The organism is Leisingera sp. S132 (genome assembly GCF_025144465.1).
Taxonomy (GTDB): domain Bacteria; phylum Pseudomonadota; class Alphaproteobacteria; order Rhodobacterales; family Rhodobacteraceae; genus Leisingera.
Map to the genome: position 1 here is coordinate 3,803,459 of NZ_CP083553.1, position 15,272 is coordinate 3,818,730.

Annotated in this window: 17 protein-coding genes; 8 read left to right on the forward strand and 9 right to left on the reverse strand. The window is 56.6% G+C overall.

From position 1 onward, the window contains the following. Positions 1–75 precede the first annotated feature (75 nt). Together K3725_RS18715 and hrcA are read right to left on the reverse strand one after the other, a co-directional pair. Positions 76–639: a nucleotide exchange factor GrpE gene (locus tag K3725_RS18715; protein WP_260016743.1), complete on the reverse strand. Its 564-nt coding sequence runs from the start codon at positions 637–639 to the stop codon at positions 76–78. A gap of 9 nt (positions 640–648) precedes the next feature. Next, positions 649–1,713 (reverse strand): heat-inducible transcriptional repressor HrcA, encoded by a 1,065-nt coding sequence (hrcA, locus tag K3725_RS18720; RefSeq protein WP_260016744.1) that lies wholly within the window; start codon positions 1,711–1,713, stop codon positions 649–651. Between the two features lie 143 nt (positions 1,714–1,856). On the opposite strand from hrcA, the gene rph reads away from it, so the two are divergent. Genes rph through K3725_RS18740 form a run of 4 tightly spaced genes read left to right on the forward strand, consistent with a single transcriptional unit; the run spans position 1,857 to position 4,686 of the window. Next, the gene (rph, locus tag K3725_RS18725) at positions 1,857–2,570 is read left to right on the forward strand and encodes a ribonuclease PH (RefSeq protein WP_260016745.1); all 714 of its coding nucleotides are present in this window, start codon (positions 1,857–1,859) and stop codon (positions 2,568–2,570) included. Then, on the forward strand, positions 2,567–3,181 hold the full coding sequence (gene rdgB / locus K3725_RS18730) for an RdgB/HAM1 family non-canonical purine NTP pyrophosphatase (RefSeq protein ID WP_260016746.1): 615 nt from the start codon (positions 2,567–2,569) through the stop codon (positions 3,179–3,181). Before rph ends, rdgB begins: the two co-directional genes overlap by 4 nt. Continuing rightward, positions 3,174–4,328, forward strand: a complete 1,155-nt coding sequence (hemW, locus tag K3725_RS18735; protein ID WP_260016747.1) for a radical SAM family heme chaperone HemW — start codon at positions 3,174–3,176, stop codon at positions 4,326–4,328. Before rdgB ends, hemW begins: the two co-directional genes overlap by 8 nt. Before the next feature lie 4 nt (positions 4,329–4,332). After that, a complete protein-coding gene (locus K3725_RS18740; protein ID WP_260016748.1) occupies positions 4,333–4,686 on the forward strand; it encodes a YbaN family protein in 354 nt (117 codons plus the stop codon). On the opposite strand, the gene K3725_RS18745 is transcribed toward K3725_RS18740, so the two are convergent. The 7 genes from K3725_RS18745 to K3725_RS18775 form a co-directional block, all read right to left on the reverse strand. Continuing rightward, the gene (locus K3725_RS18745) at positions 4,676–5,569 is read right to left on the reverse strand and encodes a ParB/RepB/Spo0J family partition protein (protein ID WP_260016749.1); all 894 of its coding nucleotides are present in this window, start codon (positions 5,567–5,569) and stop codon (positions 4,676–4,678) included. The two genes, K3725_RS18740 and K3725_RS18745, sit on opposite strands and share 11 nt — an antisense overlap. Positions 5,570–5,595: 26 nt before the next feature. Next, complete coding sequence (locus K3725_RS18750) at positions 5,596–6,405, reverse strand: ParA family protein (RefSeq protein WP_260016750.1); 810 nt, start codon at positions 6,403–6,405, stop codon at positions 5,596–5,598. Continuing rightward, positions 6,398–7,015 carry a 16S rRNA (guanine(527)-N(7))-methyltransferase RsmG gene (rsmG, locus tag K3725_RS18755; RefSeq protein ID WP_260016751.1) on the reverse strand — a complete coding sequence of 206 codons (618 nt, stop codon included), beginning with the start codon at positions 7,013–7,015 and terminating at the stop codon, positions 6,398–6,400. Before rsmG ends, K3725_RS18750 begins: the two co-directional genes overlap by 8 nt. Continuing rightward, entirely contained in the window at positions 7,012–8,886 is a 1,875-nt protein-coding gene (mnmG, locus tag K3725_RS18760; protein WP_260016752.1) for a tRNA uridine-5-carboxymethylaminomethyl(34) synthesis enzyme MnmG, read from the reverse strand. Before mnmG ends, rsmG begins: the two co-directional genes overlap by 4 nt. Positions 8,887–8,899: 13 nt before the next feature. Continuing rightward, a complete protein-coding gene (mnmE, locus tag K3725_RS18765) occupies positions 8,900–10,186 on the reverse strand; it encodes a tRNA uridine-5-carboxymethylaminomethyl(34) synthesis GTPase MnmE (RefSeq protein ID WP_260016753.1) in 1,287 nt (428 codons plus the stop codon). A 30-nt stretch (positions 10,187–10,216) separates the two neighbouring features. Next, positions 10,217–11,488 (reverse strand): transcription termination factor Rho, encoded by a 1,272-nt coding sequence (gene rho / locus K3725_RS18770; RefSeq protein ID WP_065268657.1) that lies wholly within the window; start codon positions 11,486–11,488, stop codon positions 10,217–10,219. Between the two features lie 173 nt (positions 11,489–11,661). Continuing rightward, on the reverse strand, positions 11,662–12,117 hold the full coding sequence (locus K3725_RS18775) for a CopD family protein (RefSeq protein ID WP_260016754.1): 456 nt from the start codon (positions 12,115–12,117) through the stop codon (positions 11,662–11,664). Between the two features lie 410 nt (positions 12,118–12,527). On the opposite strand from K3725_RS18775, the gene K3725_RS18780 reads away from it, so the two are divergent. From K3725_RS18780 to dnaQ, 4 genes are read left to right on the forward strand one after another with little or no spacing between them, the layout of a single operon-like run. After that, positions 12,528–13,127 (forward strand): nucleoside triphosphate pyrophosphatase, encoded by a 600-nt coding sequence (locus K3725_RS18780; RefSeq protein ID WP_260016755.1) that lies wholly within the window; start codon positions 12,528–12,530, stop codon positions 13,125–13,127. Next, entirely contained in the window at positions 13,124–13,957 is an 834-nt protein-coding gene (locus K3725_RS18785) for a shikimate dehydrogenase (RefSeq protein WP_260016756.1), read from the forward strand. The genes K3725_RS18780 and K3725_RS18785 overlap by 4 nt, the downstream gene beginning before the upstream one ends. Next, complete coding sequence (coaE, locus tag K3725_RS18790; RefSeq protein WP_260016757.1) at positions 13,954–14,547, forward strand: dephospho-CoA kinase; 594 nt, start codon at positions 13,954–13,956, stop codon at positions 14,545–14,547. Before K3725_RS18785 ends, coaE begins: the two co-directional genes overlap by 4 nt. Then, on the forward strand, positions 14,540–15,268 hold the full coding sequence (dnaQ, locus tag K3725_RS18795; protein ID WP_260016758.1) for a DNA polymerase III subunit epsilon: 729 nt from the start codon (positions 14,540–14,542) through the stop codon (positions 15,266–15,268). The genes coaE and dnaQ overlap by 8 nt, the downstream gene beginning before the upstream one ends. Positions 15,269–15,272 lie beyond the last annotated feature (4 nt).

Sequence of the window (15,272 nt, forward strand, 5' to 3'; positions counted from 1 at the left end):
GGATCCAAACGGACCCGCCCTTTCATCTTTCAAAAATACTCCCGCCGGAGGCTCAGACCCGCCAGGGTCTGTTTATCAGCTGGCCGGGGTCGAGGACACGCCCACCTGCGCCGCGCGCAGCAGACGGTCGTGCAGCATGAATCCTTCCGCGGATACCTGAATGATGTCGCCCGCCTTGGTGCCCGGTACCGGCGCCTCGAACATCGCCTCATGCACCTTTGGGTCGAACTTGTCGCCAACCTCGGGCGACACAATCCGGATTCCGTGCTTCTCAAACACGCCAAGCAGCGAACGCATTGTCAGTTCCACGCCCTCGATCAATGCCGCTGACACCTCGCGCTGCTCTTCGGTAGCAGCTTCGATTGCACGTTTCATGTTATCGTAAACCGGCAGCATGTCGCGGGCCAGTTTCGAGCCGCCATAATTCTCTGCCTCGCGGCGTGCCTTGTCGCCGCGCTTGCGAGCGTTTTCCGCATCCGCCAGCGCCCGCATGAAGCGATCCTTCAGCTCATCCCGTTCCGCCCGGAGCGCATCGATTTCCAGCGAGGCATCATCATATTCCTCAGTCTGCGCTTCCAGCTCTTCAGCCTCAGCGGCGGCGATGTCATCCAGAAAGTCTTCGTCCTTGAGCTCTGCCATATTTCACCTCTAACTCCGGTCGGACAAAAGCTTGCCGACCAGCTGTGCCGTGTAGTCCACAATCGGCACAATCCGTCCGTAATTCAGGCGCGTCGGGCCAATCACCCCGACCGCACCGATGATCTTTCGATCAGCGTTCATATAGGGAGACACCACCAAAGAGGAACCCGAAAGTGAGAAAAGTTTGTTCTCTGAACCGATAAAAATGCGAACTCCCTCGCCTTCTTCCGTCAGTTCCAGAAATTCAGCAATGTCCCGCTTTCGTTCCAGATCGTCGAACAGTGTGCGGATCCGCTCGAGTTCCTCCACCGCACCAGTCTCCGCCAGGAGATTCGCGCGTCCGCGCACAATCAGCCGGGCTTGTTCGCTGCCTTCGTCATCCCAGACGGCCAGCCCGCTTTCGATCATTGCATGTGCAAGGCTGTCAATTTCCTGACGGCGGGCAGAGATCTCCTTCTGGATCTGCCGTTGAACCTCGCTCAGCGTCTTGCCTTCAATCAATGCGTTTAGGAAATTCGCAGCCTCCCTCATCGAACTGGGTGTTTGACCCGGTGGCGGAGTGAACAGCCGGTTTTCCACATGACCATCGGAGAAAACAAGAACCACCAATGCCCGGTCATGCGCCAGGGAAACAAACTCGATATGCCTGATTTCCGCCTCATGTTTGGGAGTCAGTACCAAAGAGGCGCCTTGCGTCACCCCGGACAGTGCTGCACCAACACGGTCCAGCATCCCGCCGACGTCACCCGCATTCCGGCCCAAGGTCGCATCGATCTTTTGCCGGTCCTTTGCGTCGAGGTCGCCAACCTCCAAAAGACCGTCGACAAACATTCTCAGCCCCATCTGTGTAGGCACCCGCCCAGCGCTGATGTGCGGGCTGTCCAGCAGGCCAAGATATTCCAGATCCTGCATAACATTGCGGACCGTTGCTGCACTGACTTTTTCACTTAACGAGCGGGTCAGCGTGCGGCTGCCAACCGGATCGCCGCTCTCCAGGTAGCTTTCTACGACCGCCCGGAACACGTCCCGTGAACGGTCATTCAGGTCTTTCAGAATGTTGTTCGGATCGCTCATCAGCCTTCCAGCGCGTTGCCCGGGATAAACATAAGAACCCCGGCCGGAGTTGTCATTAAAGAGCAGCAGACCAAAAGGTCAATCGGGCTTGCATAGCCCTGCATCCGGGGGATATCCCCAAGCCAACAGCAAAAGGATGTGCCATGCGACCCTCAGGACGAGAACTGAATGAAATGCGCCCTGTCTCGATCGAGACCGGCTTCACCAAACACGCCGAGGGCTCCTGCCTGATCAAGGCCGGCGATACTCACGTCCTGTGCACCGCAACTATTGAAGACCGTGTGCCGCCGTTCATCAAAGGCACCGGCCTGGGCTGGGTCACCGCTGAATACGGAATGCTGCCCCGTGCCACCAATACCCGGATGCGCCGCGAGGCCGCTTCTGGAAAGCAGGGCGGCCGCACCGTGGAAATCCAGCGCCTGATCGGCCGTGCGCTTCGGGCCGGCGTCGACCGTGTTGCCCTGGGCGAACGACAGATCACCATAGATTGCGACGTGCTGCAGGCCGACGGCGGGACCCGCTGCGCCTCGATCACCGGCGGCTGGGTCGCCCTGCGTCTGGCCGTCAACAAGCTGATGAAAGCCGGCGACGTTCAGATCGATCCTCTGATCGACCCCGTTTCTGCGGTGTCCTGCGGCATCTATGCCGGCCAGCCGTTGCTGGACTTGGACTACCCCGAGGATTCCGAAGCCGGCGTCGACGGCAATTTCATCATGACCGGCTCCGGCAAGCTGATCGAAGTGCAGATGTCTGCAGAAGGTTCCATCTTCTCCCGTGATCAGATGAACCAGCTGATGGACCTGGCTGCCAAGGGCACGGCTGAGCTGGCAGAGATGCAAAAGGCCGCCTGCAAATGACCCGCAAACTGGAAGGCGGCAAGCTGCTTGTCGCCACCCACAACAAAGGCAAGCTGAACGAGATCACCGAGATCCTCGCGCCGTTCGGCGTTGAGGTCATTGGCGCCGGCGAGATGAACCTGCCGGAACCGGAGGAAACCGAGGACACATTCGTCGGCAATGCCCGCATCAAGGCTCATGCCGCCGCAACGGCAACCGGCCTCCCGGCCCTGTCCGATGATTCCGGCATAACCATCGACGCACTGAACGGCGCACCCGGTGTCTACACTGCCGACTGGGCAGAAACACCCAATGGCCGCGACTTCAAACTGGCGATGACCCGTGCCAATGACGAACTGGCCGCGGCTGGCCCAGCAGTTCCCCGCACTGCCCAATTCCGCTGCACTCTGGTGATTGCCTGGCCCGACGGCCACGACGAGGTGTTCGAAGGCGTGATGCCGGGGCAGCTGGTCTGGCCGATCCGGGGAGAGCGTGGCTTTGGCTATGATCCGATGTTCCAGCCGGACGGCTACAGCATTACCTGCGCCGAGATGGACCCGGCGGAGAAGAACAAGATCAGCCACCGCGGCAAGGCGGTTGCGCAGTTTGTCCAGGGCTGTTTCGGTGGATGACTGGCGCAATGGGGGCTTTGGCCTGTACGTGCATTGGCCGTTTTGCCAGGCCAAATGCCCCTATTGCGATTTCAACAGCCATGTTTCGGCAAAAATTGACCAGAACCTTTGGGTTAGAGCCTATCTGCAAGAACTCGATAGACTCTCCGAACAGCTTCAGGGCCGTGTTCTGAACTCCATTTTCTTTGGCGGCGGCACCCCTTCCCTGATGCAGCCGGAAACCGTAGCCGCAGTCATTGAGCGCGCACGTGAAATCTGGCCTTTTGCCAATGACATAGAGATTTCTCTTGAGGCCAACCCCGGGTCAGTCGAGGCCGGACGCTTTGCAGGCTACCGCGGCGCAGGCGTGAACCGGGTCTCCATGGGCATTCAGGCCCTGAACGACGAAGACCTGCGCCGGCTTGGCCGCGTTCATAGTGTCGCAGAAGCCAAGGCAGCTTTCGACATAGCCCGCAAATGTTTTGACCGTGTGAGCTTTGACCTGATTTACGCACGCCAGGGACAGACATTGGAAGCTTGGCAGGCAGAGCTGCGCGAAGCACTTTCCATGGCCATTGACCACCTTTCGCTCTACCAGCTCACAATTGAGGAAGGCACCGCCTTCGGCGACCGCTACGCGCGCGGCAAACTGCGCGGCCTGCCAGAAGACGACACCGCCGCGGACATGTACCAAGCCACCCAGGACATCTGCGCCGGCTTCGGCATGGCCGGTTATGAAGTCTCAAACCACGCCAAAGAGGGCGCGGAATCCCGCCACAACCTGATTTACTGGCGCTATGGCGACTATGCCGGCATCGGCCCCGGCGCCCATGGGCGTCTGACCTTGAATGGCCGGCGTTACGCCACTGAAACCCATTTGGCGCCCGGAGCTTGGCTGAAAGCGGTGAGCAAAGGCAATGGAGAATGCCTGCGGGAGCTTCTAAACAGGGAAGATGCTGTGGCTGAATACCTTATGATGGGGATGCGTCTGTCCCAAGGTCTGGATATGGGACGTTACGGCCAGCTTTCAGGTCACAAACTGCCGGAAGACCGGCTGGCTGACCTTGCACAAATGGGTATGGTCACTATCTCTGATCAGAGGCTTCGCGCAACTGACAAAGGCCGCGCGGTATTAAATGCGGTGCTCCGCGAACTGTTGATGGATTGAAGCAATGCGTTTCCTCTACGGCGGCCTGGGACTTTTTTGCGTCGCTCTGGCCGTCATCGGCATTGTTCTCCCCCTGCTCCCCACCGTCCCATTCCTGCTGCTGGCAGCCTTCTTCTTCGCAAATTCTTCAGAACGCCTGCATAACTGGATTGTCGCCCACAATGTATTTGGTCCGATGATCATGGATTGGCGTGATCATGGCGCCATCCGGCCGAGCGCAAAAAAGGCGGCAACCCTGTCGATTGCCGCCGTCTTTGGCCTGTCTTTGCTGCTAGGAGCCCCCGGTCACGTTCTTGGTATTCAAGCAGTGGTTCTGTCCGCCGTGCTTACCTTCATCTGGACCCGGCCTAGCGGCTGAGCAGATTGCACAGCTCATCCAGCTGATCCAGGGACTCATAGCTGATCGTCACCGCGCCGGCCTCACCGCCAGGTTTATGGTCGATCGAAACCTTCATTTTCAGCATAGCGGATAGGTCGCCTTCCAATGCCCGGGTGTCGGCATCCTTCTCTGGCACTTTGCGTGCCTTTTTAGGCCCGCCTGTCTGTATACCCGCGGCATCCTTTTTGACTAATGCTTCAGTTGCACGGACAGACAAGCCGCCTTTTACGATCTTCGTCGCCAACTCAGACGCATTGTCGGACGTAATCAATGCACGTGCATGGCCCGCCGAAAGTTTACGTTCCTGGACGAGGGTCTGAACATCCTCAGGCAGATGCAATAGACGCACCAAGTTGGCAATGTGGCTGCGGCTTTTTCCGAGCGCCTCTGCCATCTTTTCTTGGGTATGGCCGAATTTTTCCATCAGCTGCTTGTAGCTTTGCGCCTCTTCCATCGCGTTCAGATCAGACCGCTGGATGTTTTCAATGATGGCAACTTCCATCATTTCCAGATCGGAGTAATCCCGGATCAGAACAGGAACTTCATGCAGCTGGGCCGCTTGGGACGCCCGCCAACGGCGCTCACCTGCGACAATTTCATATTTCCCGCCGGTCCTGGGCCGCACGATCAGCGGTTGCAAGACCCCCTTCTCCTTGATGGAGGCCGTCAGATCATCCAGATCTTCCTGCAGGAACTGCCGGCGCGGCTGGTTGGGGTTGGCAATGACATTCTCGATCGGCACCAGTATTTCCGCATTCCTCGGTGCCTCTGCTTGCGTGCTCACAGGAGCGGGGTTCACATCCGCCATCAACGCCGACAATCCCCGGCCCAGCCCGCGTGGTTTTGTTTTCTTGTCTGCCATGGATGCCTCCGGTTCGTTTTTTGCATTTACGCCGCTATCTTGTGATGTTTATTCAGGATTTCTTCTGCCAGTGCCCGATAAGCCTGTGCACCTTGGGAGTTACTGTCATAGTTTAGGACAGGCTGAGCATAAGACGGTGCTTCGCTGACACGCACATTGCGCGGAATCTTCGTTTGGAACACCAGGTCACCCAGATTATCGCGCGCATCTTGCTCAACCTGTTGTGACAAATTGTTGCGCCGGTCAAACATGGTCAGAACAATTCCCTCGATGCGCAGGTTCGGATTCGCCGACTGCCGGACTTCGCGGATCGTCAGCATCAGTTGTGTAACCCCTTCCAACGCAAAGAATTCGCTTTGCAAGGGAACCAGAACTGAATGCGCGGCGACCATCGCATTGACCGTCAGAAGATTCAAAGACGGTGGACAATCAATCAGAACATAGTCCCAGTCATAATCATCCATTGCCGTTTGGCGCAGCGCGTCATGCAGTAGAAAGCTTCGCTTTTCATTGGTGAACAACTCAATATCCGCAGAACTCAGATCAACAGTTGCCGGAATAATGCAAAGGTCTTCAATCGCGGTTTGCCGGATGACATCGGTCAGGGATGCATCCTCCACAAGGAGATCATAAGTTGTCAGATCCCGGTCAGAAGCTACAATGCCCAATCCAGTGGATGCGTTTCCTTGCGGATCCAGGTCAACGACCAGCACACGAAGGCCGCATTCCACCAAAGCTGCTGCGAGATTGATAGCCGTTGTTGTCTTCCCTACTCCGCCTTTCTGATTTGCGACCGCGATAATACGAGGCCCCTCCGGCCGGGAATAATCAGACACGTTCCACTCCCCTGATTTTCAGGATTACTGCTTCTGGCTCAGTCAAACTTCTAGCGGTTTCCATTTCAAACCGCCATCGCTGCCGCGTTTTATCCACTTCTTTTTTCCAGTTCTCCCCTTTTGGAAAGACAGCAGTACCGTCTGACGCAAGGTGACGATCTGCAAACTCGATCAGATCTTCCAAACTGGCCAGTGCCCGGGCGGAAAGGACATTCGCGTTCTGGGGTTCAACCCGTTCAATTCGGCCACTAATCACGGAAAGAGGCACCCCGCACTCCCTAGCCGCTGTCCGTAGGAATGCTGATTTACGCTGATCGCTCTCAATCAGCGTAACTTTCATTCCAGGCGCCTCATCAGCGGCTAGAATTGCAACGACAAGTCCCGGAAACCCTCCACCACTGCCAATATCAACCCAATGATCCGGTGTTCCGACGCAACGGAAAACCTGGATCGAGTCTGCTATATGACGGGTCCAAAGCTGATCCATACTGGACCGGGATACCAGGTTAATCTTTGGATTCCACTTGTGAATGACTTTGTCGAAAACATCTAGGCGCTGCATTGTTTCACGTGAAACATTGAGAGAACCGAGGAGTTCCTTACTGCTCATGCAGTTTTCTCCTGACCTACCTTTTCTCTTCGAATCCTTGCGAGGATGAGTGCAAGGGCCGCCGGTGTCATACCATCAATTCGGGCTGCCTGCGCCAAAGTCTGCGGGCTAGCACGTTTAAGCTTCTGCTGGAGTTCCTTGGAAAGCCCCTCAATCCCCTCATAGCTGAAGCTAGCTGGTATCGAATGACCTTCGTCTCGTTTCAAAGCGGAGATTTCCCGCTCCTGACGGGCGATGTAGTTCGCGTACAGAGCATCCCGTTCCATTTGCCGGCGAATCTCCGGTTCTACCTCCACCAATCCCGGCATCAGTTGAATCACATCTTCGAAACTGACGTCCGGGAAGGCCAGAACATCCAGACCCGTCCGCTTGTTGCCATCTTGATTTATCCGGATCCCGGCAGACGCGACTTGCTTTGGCGTATAGCTATGCGCTTCAAGCATCCGGCGCGCTGAAACCAGATTTTCGCTCTTTTTCACGAATGCCTCTTGGCGCGCATCGCCCACACATCCCAATTCAATCGCAAGAGGTGTGAGTCTTTGATCCGCATTATCGGCTCTAAGAGACAAACGGAATTCCGCGCGGGACGTGAACATTCTGTAAGGTTCGGTGACTCCATTTGTCGTCAAATCGTCGATCATCACGCCGATATAGCTATTTGACCGGCTGAAATTCACAGGCTCATCACCCATCGCCCGTCGCGCTGCATTAAGTCCCGCGACAAGACCCTGCGCGGCCGCTTCCTCATAGCCCGTCGTGCCATTAATCTGCCCTGCGAGGTATAGGCCAGGCACATCCTTCAAGGACAGATCCAGTTGTAGCGCGCGAGGATCTACATAGTCATATTCAATTGCGTACCCTGGCTGTAGAATGACAGCTTGTTCGAGGCCAACAATCGAGCGCACATAATCTTCCTGAACTTCTACAGGCAGGCTGGTGGAGATACCGTTTGGGTAAACCGTGTGATCTGATACGCCTTCCGGCTCCAGAAAGATCTGATGAGAGTCCTTTTCTGCAAACCGAACAATTTTGTCTTCGATCGACGGGCAGTAACGAGGCCCTACTCCCTCAATATGCCCGCCGTACATTGCCGAACGGTCGAGGTTCCGGCGAATGATGTCATGAGTTTTTGAGTTTGTATGCGTGATGCCGCACGACACCTGTCTGGTATTCAGTGTCTTTGTGAGAAAGGAGAAGAAAACCGGGTCATCATCACCAGGCTGCGCGTCCAGGACGCCCCAGTTTATGGTTTTCCCATCCAGTCGGGGCGGCGTGCCAGTCTTCAAGCGGCCTAGCGGCAGTTCAAAGCTGTCAAGGCGCTCGGCAAGCTTGACCGAAGGCTTATCCCCCATTCGCCCCCCTGGTTTAGAGACATCGCCGATGTGAATTAGACCGCGAAGGAAGGTGCCCGATGTCAGAACCACTGACTTGGCCGGAATCTCGCTTCCGTCGAAGAGTATCACGCCAGCCACAGACTGCCCGGACATCAGGAAATCTGTCACCTCGCCTTCTAGTACATCCAGGTTCTTCTGGGCTTCCGTCAGATGGAGCATTTCCCGGCGGTAGATACTGCGGTCTGATTGAGCACGCGGCCCCTGTACAGCCGGCCCCTTACGCCGGTTCAGCAAGCGGAATTGGATGCCTGCGAGATCCGCAACACGCCCCATGACGCCATCCATAGCGTCAATTTCCCGAACGAGATGGCCCTTTCCTAGGCCACCAATTGCGGGGTTGCATGACATCACCCCGATACCGCCCCGGTCCAAAGTCACCAGTGCGGTTGATGCGCCCATCCGTGCCGATGCGTGGGCCGCTTCGGTACCGGCATGTCCGCCGCCGACAACAATCACATCATAAGATGAATGTTTCACGTGAAACACTCCTTCACTTACCCAGACAGAAACTAGAGAAAATCTCATCCAGGAGATTTTCAACCCCGATACGCCCTACAAGCATTTCCAAGGCGCGGATTGCCGAACGCATTTCTTCGGCGGCAATATCATAAAATTCCGGTCCACGCTTCAGTATGTTCTGTGCTTTAGTAAGGTTAACCAAGGCTGAAAGCATGGCGTCCCGGTGACGCGCCCGAGTGGCGATGCCGGCCTGAGCAGACCGGTTCTTGAGAACCAGTGCTACATGATCAATCAGTCTATCGACCCCGTGCCCGGACTGACCGGAAATTGCGTTTACCTGATCGGCACGTAGATCCGCCTTTGGCCGCAAACGAATGTCGCCGGCCCGCATTTCAACATCCAAGACGTCATTGTCTTCCGCCAGAAACACCCGCAAATCGGCGTTTTCAGCCCGCTCGCGCGCCAAAGCAATGCCAATACCCTCAACGTGGTCTTCGGTGTCCCGCAGGCCGGCAGTATCCAGCAAAGTCACTGGCAAGCCGGCAAGGTCCATGCGAACTTCGATAATATCACGGGTTGTACCGGCATATTCGGAAGTGATGGCAGCCTGGCGGCCGGCCAGTGCATTCAGAAGAGTGGACTTCCCGACATTCGGAGCGCCGACAATTGCAACCTCGAAACCGCTACGTATACGTTCTGCGATCTTTACGCCTGCGGTCTCCTTTTCGAGGCCGGTCTGAACTTCGTCTAGCAGACCGGACACTTCCGGAGTGACATCAACTGGTACGTCCTCATCAGCGAAATCAATGGTCACTTCGATCAAGGACGCAGCCCGGATCAGCTTCGCCCGCCAATTTTCCGCGAGTTTCCCTAGCCCGCCGGCGAGAATGACTTGCGCTTGCTTTCTCTGCGCTTCGGTTTCCGCGTCAATAAGATCAGCCAGTCCTTCAACCTGAGCGAGATCCAAGTTTCCGTTTTCCAAGGCCCGGCGAGTGAACTCGCCAGGTTCAGCGATCCTAAGTCCATCGATTCGCCGCAAAGTCTCAAGGACCGCAGAAACAACTGCGGTACTCCCATGTGTTTGAAATTCAACAGTATTTTCACCTGTGAAACTGTTGGGAGCAGTAAAACTCAGGACCAGAGCCTCGTCCAGGCGTTCACCCGATTCGTCTTTCAGAATCCTTAGGCTGGAACCCCGGGCCGGCAGAATTCCACCACAAAGCGCCGCGCCCGCGCTGAGCGCCAGCGGACCGGAGACGCGGATCACCGCAACCCCGGCCTTCCCTTGGGCGGAGGCCAGCGCAAAGATCGTGTCCATGGGATGGCCTTTCTCTCTTGCCGGCCCGGATCAGGTGTTCATCGAATCGAAGAACTCGGAGTTCGACTTGGTCTGCTTCAACTTGGACAGCAGGAATTCGATTGCGTCGGTGGTGCCCATCGGATTCAGGATCCGGCGTAGCACAAAGGTTTTTGCCAGATCGCCCTTATCGACCAGCAAATCTTCTTTCCGGGTGCCGGACTTGAGGATGTCGATCGCCGGGAACACGCGCTTGTCGGCAATCTTGCGGTCCAGCACGATTTCCGAGTTGCCGGTACCCTTGAATTCTTCAAAGATCACCTCGTCCATGCGCGAACCGGTGTCGATCAGCGCTGTGGCAATGATGGTCAGCGAACCGCCTTCTTCGATATTGCGCGCAGCACCAAAGAAGCGTTTCGGGCGCTGCAGAGCGTTAGCATCCACACCACCGGTCAAAACCTTACCGGAGGACGGCACCACTGTATTGAACGCTCTACCAAGTCTTGTGATCGAATCTAGAAGAATAACAACATCTCGTTTGTGCTCTACCAGGCGCTTTGCCTTTTCGATGACCATCTCCGAGACCGCAACGTGGCGGGTCGCCGGCTCGTCGAAGGTAGAGGAGACGACCTCCCCTTTCACCGAGCGCTGCATGTCCGTCACCTCTTCCGGGCGTTCGTCGATGAGCAGAACGATCAGGTAGCACTCCGGATGGTTCTTTTCGATCGAGTGCGCGATGTTCTGCAGGATCACCGTCTTACCGGTGCGCGGCGGCGCCACGATCAGAGAACGCTGCCCCTTGCCAATGGGGGCCACCAGGTCGATCACCCGGGCAGAGCGATCCTTGATGGTGGGATCCTCGATCTCCATCTTCAGGCGTTCATCGGGATAGAGCGGCGTCAGGTTGTCGAACGCAATCTTATGACGGGCCTTTTCAGGCTCCTCGAAGTTGATCTTGGTGACATTGGTCAGCGCAAAATAACGCTCTGTCTCCAACGGTGCCTTGATTTGCCCCTCCACGGTATCACCGGTGCGCAGCGAGTACTGGCGGATCATTTCAGGGGAGACATAAATGTCGTCCGGACCCGGCAAGTAGTTTGCCTCAGGCGAGCGCAGGAACCCAAAACCGTCCTGCAGCACTTCCAGCACACCATCGCCGCCGATGTCCCAGCCTTCATCCGCGCGTTCCCGCAGGATCTGGAACATCATCTCGCCCTTGCGCATGGTCGAGGCGTTTTCGATCTCCAGCTCCTCAGCCATCGCCAGCAGCGCTTTGGGGCTTTTCGCCTTGAGATCGGACAGATTCAGGGATTGCACGGTCATATAGATACGGCCTCTACTCCCCGCTCGTTCGGGGGTCGGTCACACGACAGGATTGGAAAACACGGCTGCCCGGACGGGCCCGCTGAGAGCCATACATAGGGACTCGCTTCAGATGAGTCAAACGCCGGCTGTAAACGTTTCACAGCTACAGCCCCCGTCCCAGCGCCGCTCCGTCAGAATTTGAAGATAACCGAGATCACGATCACCGCCATCAGAACAGTTGGCACCTCATTCATCAGCCTGAATTGCCGTCCGGTCAGTGTATTCTGGCCTTCTTTGAAATCACGGTAGCGAAACAGAAGCCAGTGATGGAACCAGGTCATGCCGATCACGGATACTCCCTTGATCCAGGGCCACAGATAGCTCCAGTCAACAATGCCCGGTGTCAGAACAATGAACAGGCCAGCAGCCCAGGACACATACATTGCAGGCCGCATGATGATCCGGAGAAGCTTTTCTTCCATGGTAAGGAAAATCGGGACTGCGTTCTGAACCTTCTCTGCCTGTTCCACATGGTACACATACAGACGGGGGAGATAGAAGAGCCCTGCCATCCAGCTCAGCACGGCCATGATGTGCAGTGACTTGGCATATGGGTAGAGCGTGAACATCAAATCGCTCAGGTCCATGGTCTGTTCTCCCCGGTCAGATCGGACCACCCTAATAATTAAAGAAATATTAGAAGGATGATGTTTTTGTAGTGTGCGTGGATTCCAGTGGATAAGTGCATCTTCCTCCGCTTATCCCCAGCAGGGATAAGATTCCAGCGTGCATGGGACAGGAGACGTGGAAAATTCCTTAACGCCCGTAAAACATGGCTTGTTAAGGATCAGTTTACCTTTCTTGTCTTGGGGATAACAGCGGGATGAACCGGGGAGAGCCGGCATATCCACGATTCAGAAGTTATCCTGACTCACAAAGGACGACTCGGCCGGCAGAATCCTGAGATTTGCGTCAACCCCTGGAGTCTTTACTTAACCGCGGAAAACCATACAAAACGTCCTGAAACGATCTGCGTCTTTCCCACGGGGTTTTCCACATGACTGCCCACATTGTGCTGGCTTCCGGTTCCGAAATCCGGGCGCATCTGTTGCGTCAGGCCGGTATTAAGTTCGAGCCTGACGTGCCGCGCCTAGATGAGGAGTCAATCAAGTTGGCGTTGCTGACCGAACAGGCTCCGCCGCGGGACATTGCTGATGCGCTGGCAGAGGCAAAGGCACGTAAGATAAGCGGAAAGCACCCTGGAAAGCTGGTGCTGGGATGTGATCAAGTTCTGGATTTCGAAGGAAGTATCCTTTCCAAACCTGCCAGCTCCGAGGAAGCACTGCGTCAGTTGAAGGACATGCGCGGCAAACGCCATATGCTTTTGTCTGCCGCGGTAATTTACCGTGATGGAAAACCGCTCTGGCGCCATGTGGGGCAAGTCCGGCTGGCGATGCGCAAGTGCAGTGACAGCTATCTGGAAAGCTATGTCACCCGGAACTGGGACAGCATCCGCCACGCGGTCGGTGCTTACAAGCTGGAGGAGGAGGGGGTGCGGTTGTTTGCCAGCATAGAGGGCAGCTACTTTAATGTCTTGGGACTACCGTTGATGGAGCTTATCAGTTACTTGGGACTTCAGGGGGTGATCGAGCAATGACAGATGCAAGAATCCCGCTTGCCGGCGTTATCGGCTGTCCGGTTGCGCATTCCAAGTCGCCTCAACTTCATGGCCACTGGCTGAGGACGCATGGTATCTCTGGTCACTATGTTCCCTTGCACGTAGAGCCGGAAGACCTTTCCGAAACCCTTCGGATGATGCCGAAGATGGGGTTTGTTGGGGCAAATGTGACCATCCCGCACAAGGAAGCGGTGATGGAAATCGCCGACAAGGTGACAGACCGTGCCAAGCTGATCGGAGCGGCCAACACGCTGACTTTCCGCTCAGACGGGACCATTTTAGCTGATAACACGGATGGTTACGGGTTTATTACCAACCTGCATCAGGGAGTGCCGGATTGGGACCCTCAGTCTGGGCCTGCGGTCGTGTTGGGTGCCGGCGGCGCTTGCCGGGCGGTTGTTGCATCTTTGTTGGAAGCAGGTGTTCCGGAAATCCTACTGAGCAACCGCACCCGGGACCGCGCTGATCAGCTGCACAAGGATTTCGGGAACCGGGTTAAAGTGGTGGAGTGGCTTCAGGCCGGCAACATCGTTGAGGAAGGTGCGCTGATTGTGAACACAACCTCGCTTGGTATGGTCGGCAAGCCGCGTCTTCGGGTGCCGTTTGATGGCTTGCAAACCAGTGCGGTGGTGACTGACCTTATCTACGCGCCCCTCAAAACCGATCTTTTGCAGACAGCAGAGGACGCGGGCTGCACCGTGGTTGATGGGCTGGGCATGCTCCTGCACCAGGCGGTTCCGGGGTTTGAGCGCTGGTTCGGCCACCGTCCGGAAGTTAACGCTGCCACGCGGGACGCGGTGCTCGGATGAGTTTCAGCCTTGGTCTCACCGGCTCCATCGGTATGGGCAAAAGCACCACGGCCCAGTTGTTTGCGGCACAGGGCTGCGCGGTTTGGGATGCCGATGCAGCGGTTCATCGGCTTTACGGCAAGGGTGGTGCTGCCGTTGTGCCCATGCAGGCTGCCTTTCCTGAAGCTGTGGAGAGGGATGAGGTCAGTCGTGAAGTGCTGAAGCAGATTATCGGACGCGATCCGGAAGCGCTGGCGCATATTGAGGCCATTGTGCATCCGCTGGTCGCGCAGGACCGGGCGGCGTTCCGGGCAGCGGCGCAAAGCGACATACTGGTGTTCGACATCCCGCTTCTGTTTGAGACCGGGGGCAACGCGGAAATGGATGCGGTGGCCTGCGTGACAGTAGATGCGCAGACCCAGCAAGAGAGGGTTCTTGCCCGCGGCACGATGACGGTTGAGCAATTCCGGCATATTCTGCAGAAACAGATGCCAATTGAGGAAAAACTCTCCCGCGCGGACTATGTGATCGAGACAGATACTCTCGACCATGCCGCCGCGCAGGTGGCAGAGATCCTCTCAGATATCAGGAGCAAGATCGGCCATGCGTGAAATCGTTCTCGATACTGAAACCACCGGATTCGATCCGTTTTCGGGGGACCGGATCGTCGAGATCGGCGCGGTGGAACTCTACAACCACATGCCGACCGGAGAAACGTTTCACGTTTACATCAACCCGGAACGGTCAATGCCGGCGGAGGCGTTTTCGGTCCATGGCATCGGGCCGGACCTTCTGGAGCCGCCGCAGAAACCAGAGCCCGGGGCAGTGACGTTGAGGGACAAGCCGGTCTTTGCCAAGGTTGGCCAGAAGTTTCTGGATTTTGTGCAGGATTCCAAACTGGTCATTCATAACGCCGGCTTTGACATGAAGTTCCTGAATGCGGAACTCGACTGGATGGGGCTGCCCAAACTTCCAATGGATCAGGCAATCGACACGCTGGCAATGGCGCGCCAGCGCTTCCCTGGTTCGCCCGCGACTCTGGACGCGCTTTGCCGACGGTTCAACATCGACAATTCCAACAGGACCCTGCACGGAGCACTTCTCGACTCCGAAATTCTCGCAGACGTCTACCTGGAGCTGATCGGCGGCCGGCAGCCGGATTTCGGCCTTTCCACACAAGCCAGCTCTTCCGCCACTGCCCAAGCAGAGGATGACTGGCGCCCTGCCCCCCGGCAATCGCCGCTGCCACCGCGGATCACAGCTAAGGAACTGGAAGCGCATGAGGCATTTGTCGGCAAGATGGGTGATGGTGCTCTATGGAAGACCGCTTAACACT

Coding starts and splice junctions, on each gene's coding strand:
- rho (WP_065268657.1), bottom strand. CDS start 11,488: ATGACCGTGCAATCCCTGAATCTGTCCGATCTCAAGGCGAAAAGCCCC.
- coaE (WP_260016757.1), top strand. CDS start 13,954: ATGAGTTTCAGCCTTGGTCTCACCGGCTCCATCGGTATGGGCAAAAGC.
- mnmE (WP_260016753.1), bottom strand. CDS start 10,186: ATGGACACGATCTTTGCGCTGGCCTCCGCCCAAGGGAAGGCCGGGGTT.
- rdgB (WP_260016746.1), top strand. CDS start 2,567: ATGACCCGCAAACTGGAAGGCGGCAAGCTGCTTGTCGCCACCCACAAC.
- K3725_RS18785 (WP_260016756.1), top strand. CDS start 13,124: ATGACAGATGCAAGAATCCCGCTTGCCGGCGTTATCGGCTGTCCGGTT.
- rph (WP_260016745.1), top strand. CDS start 1,857: ATGCGACCCTCAGGACGAGAACTGAATGAAATGCGCCCTGTCTCGATC.
- dnaQ (WP_260016758.1), top strand. CDS start 14,540: ATGCGTGAAATCGTTCTCGATACTGAAACCACCGGATTCGATCCGTTT.
- K3725_RS18780 (WP_260016755.1), top strand. CDS start 12,528: ATGACTGCCCACATTGTGCTGGCTTCCGGTTCCGAAATCCGGGCGCAT.
- K3725_RS18745 (WP_260016749.1), bottom strand. CDS start 5,569: ATGGCAGACAAGAAAACAAAACCACGCGGGCTGGGCCGGGGATTGTCG.
- K3725_RS18740 (WP_260016748.1), top strand. CDS start 4,333: ATGCGTTTCCTCTACGGCGGCCTGGGACTTTTTTGCGTCGCTCTGGCC.
- K3725_RS18775 (WP_260016754.1), bottom strand. CDS start 12,117: ATGGACCTGAGCGATTTGATGTTCACGCTCTACCCATATGCCAAGTCA.
- K3725_RS18715 (WP_260016743.1), bottom strand. CDS start 639: ATGGCAGAGCTCAAGGACGAAGACTTTCTGGATGACATCGCCGCCGCT.
- hrcA (WP_260016744.1), bottom strand. CDS start 1,713: ATGAGCGATCCGAACAACATTCTGAAAGACCTGAATGACCGTTCACGG.
- rsmG (WP_260016751.1), bottom strand. CDS start 7,015: ATGAGCAGTAAGGAACTCCTCGGTTCTCTCAATGTTTCACGTGAAACA.